At 70.8% G+C, this 11,701-nt stretch carries 11 protein-coding genes and 1 pseudogene; 7 read left to right on the top strand and 5 right to left on the bottom strand.

Annotation, left to right across the window (positions count from 1 at the left end; genetic code table 11):
* Nucleotide 1 precedes the first annotated feature (1 nt).
* Entirely contained in the window at nt 2-418 is a 417-nt protein-coding gene (locus IEZ21_RS41065; protein WP_189326918.1) for a roadblock/LC7 domain-containing protein, read from the top strand.
* A 67-nt stretch (nt 419-485) separates the two neighbouring features.
* Here the strand turns inward: IEZ21_RS41065 and IEZ21_RS41060 are convergent.
* The 3 genes and pseudogenes from IEZ21_RS41060 to IEZ21_RS41050 form a co-directional block, all read right to left on the bottom strand.
* Nucleotides 486-689: pseudogene (locus IEZ21_RS41060) on the bottom strand (response regulator transcription factor); the annotation flags it as partial.
* A gap of 118 nt (nt 690-807) precedes the next feature.
* Nucleotides 808-1,287, bottom strand: a complete 480-nt coding sequence (locus IEZ21_RS41055) for a hypothetical protein (RefSeq protein ID WP_189326917.1) — start codon at nt 1,285-1,287, stop codon at nt 808-810.
* A 61-nt stretch (nt 1,288-1,348) separates the two neighbouring features.
* Nucleotides 1,349-3,805, bottom strand: coding sequence for an FtsX-like permease family protein (locus tag IEZ21_RS41050; protein WP_189326916.1), 2,457 nt, complete (start codon nt 3,803-3,805; stop codon nt 1,349-1,351).
* 214 nt (nt 3,806-4,019) lie between these two features.
* Between IEZ21_RS41050 and IEZ21_RS41045 the strand changes: the two genes are divergently transcribed.
* Nucleotides 4,020-5,327 carry a sensor histidine kinase gene (locus tag IEZ21_RS41045; RefSeq protein ID WP_189326940.1) on the top strand — a complete coding sequence of 436 codons (1,308 nt, stop codon included), beginning with the start codon at nt 4,020-4,022 and terminating at the stop codon, nt 5,325-5,327.
* A 17-nt stretch (nt 5,328-5,344) separates the two neighbouring features.
* On the top strand, nt 5,345-5,959 hold the full coding sequence (locus tag IEZ21_RS41040) for a LuxR C-terminal-related transcriptional regulator (protein ID WP_246568713.1): 615 nt from the start codon (nt 5,345-5,347) through the stop codon (nt 5,957-5,959).
* A 33-nt stretch (nt 5,960-5,992) separates the two neighbouring features.
* Here IEZ21_RS41040 and IEZ21_RS41035 read toward each other — a convergent pair whose 3' ends face one another.
* Complete coding sequence (locus IEZ21_RS41035; RefSeq protein WP_189326915.1) at nt 5,993-6,469, bottom strand: GNAT family N-acetyltransferase; 477 nt, start codon at nt 6,467-6,469, stop codon at nt 5,993-5,995.
* Between the two features lie 47 nt (nt 6,470-6,516).
* Here IEZ21_RS41035 and IEZ21_RS41030 point away from each other — a divergent pair, with 47 nt between their 5' ends.
* A complete protein-coding gene (locus IEZ21_RS41030; RefSeq protein ID WP_189326914.1) occupies nt 6,517-7,341 on the top strand; it encodes an exodeoxyribonuclease III in 825 nt (274 codons plus the stop codon).
* Nucleotides 7,342-7,469: 128 nt separating this feature from the next.
* Here the strand turns inward: IEZ21_RS41030 and IEZ21_RS41025 are convergent, their stop codons facing one another.
* On the bottom strand, nt 7,470-8,102 hold the full coding sequence (locus IEZ21_RS41025) for a MerR family transcriptional regulator (RefSeq protein ID WP_033323027.1): 633 nt from the start codon (nt 8,100-8,102) through the stop codon (nt 7,470-7,472).
* 238 nt (nt 8,103-8,340) lie between these two features.
* Here IEZ21_RS41025 and IEZ21_RS41020 point away from each other — a divergent pair, with 238 nt between their 5' ends.
* The 3 genes from IEZ21_RS41020 to IEZ21_RS41010 are packed head-to-tail and all read left to right on the top strand — an operon-like array spanning nt 8,341 to nt 11,695.
* Nucleotides 8,341-9,885 carry a flavin-containing monooxygenase gene (locus IEZ21_RS41020; protein ID WP_189326913.1) on the top strand — a complete coding sequence of 515 codons (1,545 nt, stop codon included), beginning with the start codon at nt 8,341-8,343 and terminating at the stop codon, nt 9,883-9,885.
* On the top strand, nt 9,882-10,805 hold the full coding sequence (locus IEZ21_RS41015; protein WP_189326912.1) for an alpha/beta fold hydrolase: 924 nt from the start codon (nt 9,882-9,884) through the stop codon (nt 10,803-10,805). The genes IEZ21_RS41020 and IEZ21_RS41015 overlap by 4 nt, the downstream gene beginning before the upstream one ends.
* Nucleotides 10,802-11,695, top strand: a complete 894-nt coding sequence (locus tag IEZ21_RS41010) for an SDR family oxidoreductase (protein ID WP_189326911.1) — start codon at nt 10,802-10,804, stop codon at nt 11,693-11,695. The genes IEZ21_RS41015 and IEZ21_RS41010 overlap by 4 nt, the downstream gene beginning before the upstream one ends.
* The last annotated feature ends 6 nt before the right edge of the window (nt 11,696-11,701 follow it).

Genomic DNA, 11,701 nt, shown 5'->3' with positions numbered 1-11,701 from the left:
CATGACCTCCACGCACCAGAACTTCGCCTGGCTCATCTCCGACTTCGTCCGCACCGCCGACGGCGTCACCGACGCGGTCGCCGTCTCTTCCGACGGCCTCCTCATAGCGGCCTCCGAGGGCCTCACCCGCGACCGTGCCGACCACCTCTCCGCCGTGGTGTCCGGTATCGCGTCCCTCACCCAGAACGCCGCCGCGACGCACGGCTTCCGCGGTATGAAGCTCGTCATGATCGAAATGCTCGACGGGTTCATGATGATCAACCAGATGCGCGACGGCTCCTGCCTCGGCGTCCTCGCCGAGGAGGGCTGCGACATCGGCCTGGTCGGCTACGAGATGTCCGTCCTCTCCGACCGCGGCGGCGCGCTCCTCACCCCCCAACTCGTCGGCGAACTCCGGCAGGCGCCCGGGAGGAGGTGACCAAAAGGGTGTTACGCGCTCCCACCGCCGCCTTCACCGCCACAAGGTTGCTTGCCGCGAGGAACCCTCACCGCTCCAGACAGGCCAACACCGCCAGCACCCGCCGATTGCCCCGCTCTGTCGGTGTCAGCCCCAGCTTCTGGAAGATGTTGCCGATGTGCTTGTTGACCGCCTTCTCCGTGATGAAGAGGGATTCCGAGATGCCGGCGTTGGAGCGGCCCTCCGCGATCAGGCGCAGTACCTCGCTCTCGCGCGGGGTGAGGTTCGACAAGGCCTGGTCGCGCTGTTCAGGAGGAGGAGGAGGAGGAGTGCCGAGGCCGCGTCCGCAAAGCGGACTTCCCAGTGGCCTTCCGGTGCCGGTGGTGCGGCGCGGTCGCCGCGGCCGGCGGTCATCCGATGTCCCGCGGGTCCGCAGCCGGGCCGTAGTCCTCGCCATGGTCTCTGGTCAGCGCGGCCAGGAGCTCGGGGTCGGAGTAGACCTCGGCTGTGTGCTGCCAGGCGATGAGCAGCTGCGCGACGGAGGCGCTGTTGCCGAGGGAGTCGGCGGCGCGCATGGTGTCGACCAGTTCGACGGCGAAGGCATGGAGATCGGCCTCGGGCAGGAAACGGACCCATGGGAAGGCATCCGGCAGTATGCCGAGGAGAAGCTCCATACTGCCGGGCTCCCGGCGTGCCATCGCGGCCAGCATCCGGGTGGCGGCCGAAACCACGGTCTGGTCCTGCTCAGCCCGTGCAGCGGTGGTCAGGACCAGGTCCTCGCCGTCTCTGCGGTGCAGCAGTAGTCGCGGCGATTCCTTGAGTCGGGCGAGTGTCTTCTTGTTCTTGTTCACCAGCTCGGAGAAGTTCACGGCTGCGTTCTCGGTACTCACAACTTTGAAACTACTTCGAAATTGATGCTGGCGCCATCACTCAAAGGAGGGGCGCAGAGCCTCACTCCTGTACGCCCGCCGACCTCACCGCCCCTCGCCGCAAGGCGACCCCCGCGACGGCGAGTGCCGAGGGCACGGCGAGGAGTGCGCACGCCATGACCGTTGTGGCGAGGGTCGGCCAGGGGATCTGGAGCGGGGTGGGGGCCGACAGGAGGGTCAGGGCGGCCCACATCGGCAGCAGGTTCAGGGCGGTGGTCAAGAGGCCGAGTGCGCCTCCCACCGTCACCACCAGCAGGGCCTCGGCGGCGACCATGCGCAGGGCCTGGCCCCTGGTGGCGCCGGCCAGGCGTAGGGCGGCCAGGTCGCGGGTGCGGGAGCGGTCGGAGGTTGCCGTGATCATGGTGTTGGTCAGGGAGATGGCCGTGTACAGCAAGGCGATGCCGAGGACCAGGAGGATGCCGAGCCGGGTCGTGCGGTTGGTTTCGGGGTAACTCGACCGGATCCACTGGGACTTGGTGAGGATCTCGCCGCCCGTGCCGCGCACCGCCTCGTGCAGGCCCCTTGCCACCGCGGACCTGTCGCCGCCCTCCGCGACGACCACGTCCACTCGGTCGACCGTGGCGCCCGGGGCGTTGCGCGGAGTGACGTACACGCCGTTGTCGCCCGTGCCGATGGACAGTACGGCGGCGATCCGTAGGGATTTCTTCGTGCCGTCGCCGAGCCAGACGTCCACGCGCTGTCCGACCGTGTGCTTCTCCCACTCCTCGTTGACGATGATCGAGTCGTCGTCGAGGTCGCGGACTTTGCCGACCGTGACCGGGAGATGAGTGGTCGCGGCGAGCGTACGCGGATCGGCGGCGCGGGCCTCGGACCTGATGAGGGCCACGCCCTCCTCCAGCGTGTGCACGGCGCTCGACGAGGTCGCGGAGACCACGGTTCCGGTCACCTCGCGCAGCCGCGCCACCGTCGGGAGGAAGTCCGCGCCGTCAGCCGGAGTGATCACGAAGTCGGCGGCCGTCTGCTCGCGGGTCTCGGCAGCCTTCGCCTCGTTCAGGGTGGCGGTGGCGCCGAGCAGGGAGCCGGCCAGCGCGACCGTGACCAGGACGGGGGCCGCGACGGCGGCGGTGCGGCGTACGTCCGTGGCGGCGTTCTCGCGTACCAACCTGCCGATCACGCCCGGCAGTCGGGCCGGGAGCCAGGCGATCGCGCGGGTCAGCGGACGCACCAGGACCGGGGCGAGCAGGGCGACCGCGGTGATCAGCAGCATGGTGCGGCTGATGTACGTCTTGCGGTGCAGCAGGTCGCCCGGATCGCTGAACAGGGCCATCCCCAGCGTTACGGCGGCGGTCAGCAGCAGTGCCGCGCCGCACAGCCCGCGGCCCCACGTCAGCGTCCGCGTATCGACGGACGCCTCGCGCAGCGCCTCGGTCGGCGCCGTCCTCCCGGCCCGCCAGGAAGCGGCCACCACTCCGCACAGCGCGACGAGCAGGCCCGTCCAGAAGGCCAGGTGGTACGGCCAGGTGTGATCGCCGATCGTGAACCAGCCCGGTGCGAGATCGCCGTCGACCACCCGGTCGGCGAGCCACGGCGCACCGTACGCCCCGAGTACGCAGCCGGCGGCCGAAGCGAGTACGCCGATCACGAGGGCCTCGGCGAAGACCATGCGCCGGATCTGGCCGGAGGTCGCCCCGACGGTACGCAACAGCCCGAACTCCCGGCGCCGTTGGGCCACCGCGAACGCGAAGGTGGACGCCACCACGAACACCGACACGAAGCCGGTGACCCCGCCCGCCGTGCCGAACAGGGCGTTCATCGCGGTCAGCGCCTCGCTGTCCCGGTCCGGGTCGGCATCGGCGTAACGGCGCGCGTTCCCGGTGAGCACCTGTACGCCGCTGCCGCGCACCACGCCGCGTACGGCCGCCGCGTCCGCGTCCACGACGAGCTGGACGCTGTGCGGCGACAGCTCGGCGGCGCGTGCGTCGGTGTGGAACACGGCGTTCTCGAAGCCGCGTGCGGCGACGGTGCCGACGACGCGTACGGTGCCGCGGTCGGTCCGTACGCGTTCACCCGGTCTCGCCCAGTCGCCGCTGACGACGACCTCGTCGGCCGTACGCGGCTCGCGTCCCGTCCTCATCTCGTACGGAGTGAAGGCTGCGGTCGACCAGGGGTGGCCCACCAGTTCGCGGGGGCCGCCCCGGGCCCGTACGGCGAACGACCGGTCCTCGACGACCGTCCCGAGATCCTTCAGCCGCGCGACGACCTTGGCCGGTACGGCACGCGGATGCGCGAGCTGTCGCGTCTCGTCGCCGTTCGCGGTGGATACGCGCAAGGTATCCGCGCCCTGCACGACGACCGGCGCCGCGGCGAACCGCTCGGGCCGGCGTTCGGGGGCGTCCAGCGAGGAGGCCAGGGCCAGACCCATCACGGCGATCAGCGCGACGCCCAGCGAGAGGGCGACGAAGCTGCCGACGAAGGAAATCCAGCGGGTACGCAGCGTGCGCAGGGCGATTCTCAGCACAGCATGGCCTCGATCTGGCGATTCGGGATTGTGACGGCTTCACGAAACCGTGCGGGGGCACAAAGGCGCAGTGCGGCAGAGCCGAGACCTGGGGTAGGGCCAGGCCTACCCCCGATCCACCCCCTGGACCGATGGCACAGCCACGTACGCCGCTCATACGGTGATCCCCATGCATCCAGCGATCCCCGCGCAGCCCCGCAACGTGTGGCAGGCCATGACCAGGCCCGGCTACCTGCTGTCGGCATGGCCGTGGCGCTCAATCGCCTACCTGGTCACCGGTGCCGTGACCGGCGTTGCCACCCTGGTGGCGATCGTGACCCTGGCGGCGGTCGGCGGGGTCCTCGCCGTCGTCCTGGTGGGGCTGCCACTGCTGGTCGGCACGGCCCTGGCCGGTCTGCCGGTGGCCCGCGTCGAGCGGCTCAGGCTGCGTCTGGTCGACCTGGAGCCGGCGCCCGACCAGCACCGGGTGCCCGCCGCGCCCGGCCTGTGGCCCTGGCTGACGACGCGGCTGCGGGAGCGGACGACCTGGCGGGAACTCGGGTACGCGCTCCTGTTCGCGGGCCTGCTGTGGCCGGTGGACGTCCTGGTGCTCACCCTCGCACTGCTGTTCCCGGCGTCCATGACAGCAACTCCGCTGCTGATGGCGACGGTCGGCGACGGCCATGAGGCGAAGGTGCTCAAACAGTGGACGGTCACCAGCTGGCCGGCCGCCTTCGGCATCGCCGTCCTCGGGCTCGTCCTGATGGGCCTGTGCGCCTACGTTCTCGGGGTCGCGGCGGGCGCGCGGGCCGCGCTGACGCGTCTGCTGGTCGCTTCCCGCGAGGGCGACTTGAGCGTGCGGGTCGTCGAACTGGCGCGTTCCCGCGTCCGGTTGGTGGACGCCTTCGAGGCGGAGCGGCGGCGTATAGAGCGCGATCTGCACGACGGGGCGCAACAGCGCCTGGTGGCCCTGACGATAACTCTCGGCCTGGCTCGCCTGGACGCCCCGCCGGGCCCGCTCGCCGACCAGCTCGCCAAGGCACACGACGAGGCGGGCAAGGCGCTGGCCGAGCTGCGCGAACTCATCCACGGCATCCATCCGCAGGTCCTCGCGGACTACGGACTCCAGGCGGCCGTCGCCGACGCTGCCGACCGCTGCGTAATCCCCGTGGACCTGAGCCTGGAACTGCCCGGGCGCCTGCCCCAAGCGGTCGAGGCAGCCGCGTACTTCGTGGTGTCCGAGGCCCTCGCCAACGTCGACAAGCACAGCGGGGCGCACCGTGCCGAGATCGGCGGCGGTCACCGCGACGGGCGGCTGTTCCTGGAGGTACGCGACGACGGGCGGGGCGGCGCGGACGCCGGGAACGGCAGCGGGCTGACCGGACTCGCGGACCGGGTGTCAGTACTGGATGGCAGACTTTCCCTGTCCAGCCCACCCGGCGGACCGACCTTGTTGCGCGTGGAGATCCCTTGCGAGCTGACCGAGTTGGCCGAGTCGACCGAGGCGACCGATCGGATGGATCGGCCCGTTCGCTCCGTGTAGTCCTGGCCGAGGACAGCGTGCTGCTGAGGGACGGGCTCATCGGCCTGCTCACCCGCTACGGGCACGAGGTCGTCGCGGCCGTCGGCGACGCCGATGCGCTGCTCGCCGCGGTCGACGAGCACGGGCCGGACATCGTGGTGACGGACGTCCGGATGCCCCCCGGTTTCCAGGACGAAGGCCTGCACGCGGCCGTACGACTGCGCGAGACGCGACCCACGCTGCCCGTCCTGGTCCTCAGCCAGTACGTCCAGCGGACCTACGCCGCCGACCTGCTCGACTCCGGCGACGGAACGGGCGTCGGCTATCTGCTCAAGGACCGGGTCGGGCAGGTGGAGGAGTTCGTGGACGCGCTGATCGAGGTCGCCGACGGCGGCACGGTCGTCGACCCCGAGGTCGTACGCCAACTGCTGCGCCGCCGCCGCGATCCGCTGGAGCGGCTCACCCCGCGCGAGCGCGAGGTCCTGGCGCTGATCGCCCAGGGCCGGTCGAACGGCGCGATCGCCCGCGAACTGGTGGTGTCCGAGGCCGCCGTCGGCAAGCACATCAGCGGCATCCTCACCAAGCTGGACCTGCCCCCGGCCGACGAGACCCACCGCAGGGTGCTGGCCGTACTGACCTTTCTGCGCGCCTGACGCCGCATCAAGGTCCGGTGTTTCACAGGGACTTCAGAGCGGCTTCGCGAAGCACCTGCTCGCGTCGTGGAAGCGGTAGTGGCCGAACTTGGCGCAGGGCTTGTAGCCACTGGACGTGTAGAGGGCGATCGCCTCCGGCTGCTTCGTGCCCGTCTCCAGGACCATGCGCGTACGGCCGGCCGCGAGGGCGTCGTCCTCCAGGGTCGCGAGGATACGGCGGGCGAGGCGGTTGCCGCGCGCCTCCTCGATCACGTACATGCGCTTGATCTCCGCGTCGCCGTCCGAGTAGCCCTCGTCGTTCGCGTCCTGGGCACGCCAGCCGCCCGTGGCCACCGGCCGCTCCTGCGCGTCGTACGCGATGAGATACAGGCCGAGCGGCGGCTCGAACATCGACGGGTCGAGCGGGGTGACGTCACCCTCGTCCCCGTAGCGCGCGGCGTACTCGGCCTGGACCTGGTCGTTCAGCTTGACGGCGTCAGGGTGGTCGAAGGAGGCGCGGCGTATATCCATGCTGAGTATCGTACTTCTATGCGCCGTGCAGGGCGGTCCATTTTCCCATGGGCCGGTATGGTGCCCCGGTGCTCACTGTGACCTCTGTGAATGTGAACGGGCTTCGGGCCGCTGCCAAGAAGGGCTTTGTGGAGTGGCTCGCGGGCACCTCCGCCGATGTGCTGTGTCTGCAGGAAGTGCGGGCCGAGCCGCCGCAGTTGCCCGAGGGGATTCGACAGCCCGACGGGTGGCATGTCGTGCACGCGCCCGCCGCCGCCAAGGGGCGTGCGGGGGTGTCCGTCTATACGCGGCGGGAGCCCGACCGTATCCAAGTCGGCTTCGGGTCCGCCGAGTTCGACGGCAGTGGGCGGTACGTGGAGGTCGATCTGCCCGGGGTCACGGTCGCCTCCCTCTACCTGCCGTCCGGTGAGGTCGGGACCGTGCGGCAGGACGAGAAGGTCCGGTTCATGGGGGAGTTCCTCGCCTACCTGAAGGCGCTCAGGGAGCGAGCCGCCGCCGACGGTCGCGAGGTCGTCGTCTGCGGTGACTGGAACATCGCCCACCAGGAGGCCGACCTCAAGAACTGGCGCGGCAACAGGAAGAACTCGGGGTTCCTGCCGGAGGAGCGCGAGTGGCTCACGGCGGTCTTCGGCGAGGCGGAGGGCGGGTACGTCGATGTCGTACGGGCTCTGCATCCGGATGTCGAGGGGCCGTACACGTGGTGGTCCTACCGTGGGCGGGCTTTTGATCGGGATGCCGGTTGGCGCATTGATCTCCACGTCTCGACGCCGGGGCTCGCGGCCAAGGCCGTGAAGGGGTACGTGGAGCGGGCGGCCACGCATGCGGAGCGGTGGTCGGACCACGCGCCCGTGACCGTCCTCTACAGCCTCTGAGCCGTCTTGAGAAGTCCGGTGCGGACCGCGCGCCCCTAAGGAGGCCGCAGGCCTCTTAGGGGCGCGGGGAACTGCGCGACCAGCCCCCACCGGCCCGCAGCCTCATCACTGCACTTCCAGCGGAGCGCTCAGGCCCGCTTCCCGGCGTCCCGCACCCGCCGGTCCAGCGCCATCGACAACTCCGCCTCCACCACGCTCTTCGCGAGCGGGCGCAAGCGCTCGAGGTCCTCCGGGGAGGCGCCGCGGGCGATGGCGAGGTCGGTGAACAACTCGGCCAGGGCGTCCGCGTGTTCGCGTACGCGGCGGCCGGTCCGTAGGACCTCCGCGAGGGGGATGCCCTCGCGGACCAGGGCCGCCGAGACGTCCAGCAGGCGGCGGCTGATGTGGACGAGGTCGGTGCCGTCCGTGGCGAGGTAGCCGAGGTCGAGGGCGGCGGCGAGGTTCTCGGAGGTGGCCTGGTCGCCGAAGGCGTCGGCCAGTTCCTCGGGGGAGAGGCGGACCGGGACCTCCTCGGTGGGGGCGCCCAGGCCGAGCAGTTCGCCGACGTCGCGGCCGTGGTCGAAGGCCTCGGCCAGTTCGGCGATGCCGCTGAGGGTGTGGCCGCGTTCCAGGAGTGCCGAGATCGTGCGCAGGCGGGCCAGGTGATCGTCGTCGTACCAGGCGATACGGCCCTCGCGGCGGGGCGGCGGAAGCAGCTTGCGCTCGCGGTAGAAGCGCAGGGTGCGCACCGTGATGCCGGCCTCCTCGGCCAGCTCCTCCATGCGGTACTCGCGCTTTCCCGCCTCCCGCTCGCCGGGCTCCCGTTTCCCCGATTCCCGCTCTCCCGATGCCTCAGCCACACGAGCAGCCTATGTTGTACCGCCGGTAACTTCTTGGGGCCTGCCCTCTATCCAGGAATGCGCCGTTCCCCTACTCTCCCCATTGCGCCAGTGTTCACTGGCATGGTCGCACTGAGGCGGCACGGCACGGCAGAGCTGGGCCAGGCAGGGAGGCATCGGGATGACCGAGCGCGAGGGTGCGGACGCGGACGTGCGGCATGTGCGCGTGGCGGTGGTCGGGTCCGGGTTCGGCGGGCTCGGGGCCGCCGTGCGGCTGCGGCGGGAAGGGATCACCGACTTCGTCGTGCTCGAACGGGCCGGCAGCGTCGGCGGCACCTGGCGGGACAACAACTATCCGGGCTGCGCCTGCGACGTACCGTCCCACCTCTACTCGTTCTCCTTCGCCCCCAATCCCGACTGGCCGCGCACCTTCTCGGGGCAGGAGCACATCCGCGCGTACCTTGAGCATGTGACGGATGTCTTCCGTATTCGCCCCCACCTCCGCTTCAACTCCGAAGTGAAGAGGATGACTTGGGACGGCGAGCGGCTGCGCTGGGAGATCGAGACCAGTAGCGGCAACCTCACCGCCGATGTCGTCGTCTCCGCCACCGGGCCGCTCTCCGAGCCCCGAATCCCGGACATCCCCGGGCTCGACACCTTCCCTGGCGCGGTCTTCCACTCGGCTCGCTGGGACCATGACTACGACCTGCGCGGCAAGCGGGTCGCATTCGTCGGTACGGGCGCCTCCGCAGCCCAGATCGTGCCCGCGATCCAGCCCCGGGTTTCCCGGCTCACCCTCTTCCAGCGCACTCCGCCGTGGGTGCTGCCGCGCGTCGACCGGGCGATCAGCGGTGTCGAGCGTCTGCTGCACCGGCAGTTGCCCTTCACCGCGCAGGCCCGGCGTGGACTCCTGTGGGGCATCCGGGAGTTGCAGGTCCAGGCGTTCACCAAGCATCCGGGCGAGCTGGGCCTGGTCGAGCGGTTCGCCCGGCTGAACATGGCCCGCGCCATCAAGGACCCGGTGCTGCGGGCCAAGTTGACTCCGGACTACCGCATCGGCTGCAAGCGCATCCTGCTGTCCAGCGACTACTATCCGGCGCTCGCCAGGCCCAATGTGGACGTCGTCGCCTCCGGGCTCACGGAGATCCGGGGCAGCACCGTCATCGCCGCCGACGGCAGCCGCACCGAGGCCGACGCGATCGTCTTCGGTACGGGCTTCCACGTCACCGACCTGCCGATCGCCGAGCGCGTCGTGGGCGCGGACGGCCGCACCCTCGCCGAGGCGTGGGCGACCGGCATGAAGTCGCTGCGTGGTGCGAGTGCGGCCGGGTTCCCCAACTGGATGTCGATCATCGGCCCGAACACGGGCCTCGGGAACAACTCCATGATCCTGATGATCGAGTCCCAGCTGAACTACATGGCCGACTACCTGCGGCAGTTGGACGTCCTTGGTGGACGGGCCGCCCTCGACGCCCGCCCGAGCGCCGTCAGCGCCTGGAACGACAGGGTTCAGCAGCGCATGCGGCGCACGGTGTGGAGCACGGGCGGCTGCACCAGCTGGTACCTCGACGCGAACGGCCGCAACACGACCATCTGGCCCGGTACGACGACGGAGTTCCGCAGCGCGACACGACGCGTCGACCTCGCGGAGTACGAAGTCCTCCGGGAACCCCGGCAACGTACCGACGACATCCAAGGCGAGCAGAAGGTGGAGGCCGGCGCGTGAGCCGACTGACGCATGTGAAGAGTGGTCCCTACTCCCCGCCCGCGCCCGTAAGGGAGTTGACCGCGGTCTCCGCCGACGGCGCGCGGCTGCACGTGGAGGTGCACGGGCCCGAAAACGCCCCCGCGGTCGTGCTCGCGCACGGCTGGACCTGCTCGACCGCCTACTGGGCGGCGCAGATACGGGATCTCGCCGCCGACCACAAGGTCATCGCGTACGACCAGCGCGGGCACGGCCGCAGTCCCGCGCACACCACCTGCACCGCGGACGCGCTCGCCGACGACCTGGAGGCCGTGCTCGCGGCCACCCTCGAGTCGGGCGAGAAGGCTGTGGTGGTGGGGCACTCCATGGGCGGGATGACGGTGATCGCCGCCTCTGGACGGGAGCGGTTGAGGGAGCATGCGGCGGCCGTGCTGCTGTGCAGTACGGGCAGTTCGCGGCTGGTCGCCGAGTCGCTGGTGGTGCCGCTGCGGGCCGGACGGCTGCGGCTCTGGCTCACCCGGCGCATCCTGGGGGCGCGGGCGCCGATGGGGCCGGTCACGCCGATCGCCCGGCGGATCCTCAAGTACGCGACGATGGGCCCCGGTTCGGCCCCGGAGATGGTCGACGCATGCGCGCGCATCGTGCACGCGTGTCCGCGCCAGGTGCGGTACGCCTGGTCGCACGTACTGGACGCACTCGAACTCGACCATGCCGTACGGGAGTTGACCATGCCGACGGCCGTGATCGTGGGCACGGCAGACCGGATGACCCCCGCGGTCCACGCACGCGAACTGGCCGCCGCGCTGCCCGACTGTGCCGGCCTCACCGAGCTGCCCGGGATCGGGCACATGACGCCCATCGAGGCGCCCGAGCTGGTCAGTGGGCGGATCCGGGAACTCGCGTCCGCCTATGTGGGGGCCGGGCTGAAGGAAGGCGCATGAGGAGCGGGACAAGCCTGGAAGGGCAGGTCGCCGTCGTCACCGGAGCGGCGCGCGGCGTCGGTGAACTCCTCGCCCGCAAGCTCTCCGCGCGCGGCGCGAAGGTCGCGCTGGTCGGTCTGGAGCCGGAGGAGCTGAAGCGGGTCGCCGGGCGGCTGCACACCGAGGGCGGTCACTGGTACGCCGACGTCACCGACCACGAGGCGATGGTCCGGGTCGCGGCCGAGGTCGAGGAGCGGTTCGGGAAGGTCGACATCGTCGTCGCCAACGCGGGCGTCGCGAACGGCGGGACCTTCGCGGGCTCCGACCCCGAGGCCTGGCGCCGCGTCATCGAGGTCAACCTCATCGGCTCGGCGGTGACCGCCCGCGCCTTCCTGCCCGCCCTGCTCGCGAGCCGCGGCTATCTGCTGCAGATCGCCTCGCTCGCCGCGCTCACGCCCGCGCCGATGATGACGGCGTACTGCGCGTCCAAGGCGGGCGTGGAGGCGTACGCGCACAGCCTGCGCACCGAGGTCGGCCACAAGGGCGTACGCGTCGGGGTCGGTTATCTGTCGTGGACCGACACCGACATGGTGCGCGGGGCCGATCAGGACGACGTCATGCGGGAGTTGAGGCAGCGGATGCCGTGGCCGGCCGGGAAGACGTATCCGCTGGGGCCCGCCGTCGACCGGATCGTGGCCGGGATCGAGCGGCGGTCGAGTCATGTGTACGGGCAGTGGTGGCTGCGCGGTGTGCAGGGTGTACGCGGGTATCTGCCGGGGATCGTCGCGACGGTGGGGCGGCGGGAGATGCAGCGGTTCGAGCCGCGCCTCGGGCGGGTCCGTACGGGGCTTGTCGGCGCGGGTGGGGCGGCTGATGAAGAGGCGCGCGGCGCGGTGCGTAACCGAACGTAACTGACC

This window comes from Streptomyces flaveus, assembly GCF_014647675.1.
Classification (GTDB): Bacteria; Actinomycetota; Actinomycetes; order Streptomycetales; family Streptomycetaceae; genus Streptomyces; species Streptomyces flaveus.
This window is presented reverse-complemented; position numbering and strand designations above follow the sequence as displayed.

Coding starts and splice junctions, on each gene's coding strand:
- IEZ21_RS41020 (WP_189326913.1), top strand. CDS start 8,341: ATGACCGAGCGCGAGGGTGCGGACGCGGACGTGCGGCATGTGCGCGTG.
- IEZ21_RS41025 (WP_033323027.1), bottom strand. CDS start 8,102: ATGGAGGAGCTGGCCGAGGAGGCCGGCATCACGGTGCGCACCCTGCGC.
- IEZ21_RS41010 (WP_189326911.1), top strand. CDS start 10,802: ATGAGGAGCGGGACAAGCCTGGAAGGGCAGGTCGCCGTCGTCACCGGA.
- IEZ21_RS41065 (WP_189326918.1), top strand. CDS start 2: ATGACCTCCACGCACCAGAACTTCGCCTGGCTCATCTCCGACTTCGTC.
- IEZ21_RS41035 (WP_189326915.1), bottom strand. CDS start 6,469: ATGGATATACGCCGCGCCTCCTTCGACCACCCTGACGCCGTCAAGCTG.
- IEZ21_RS41030 (WP_189326914.1), top strand. CDS start 6,517: ATGGGCCGGTATGGTGCCCCGGTGCTCACTGTGACCTCTGTGAATGTG.
- IEZ21_RS41045 (WP_189326940.1), top strand. CDS start 4,020: ATGACCAGGCCCGGCTACCTGCTGTCGGCATGGCCGTGGCGCTCAATC.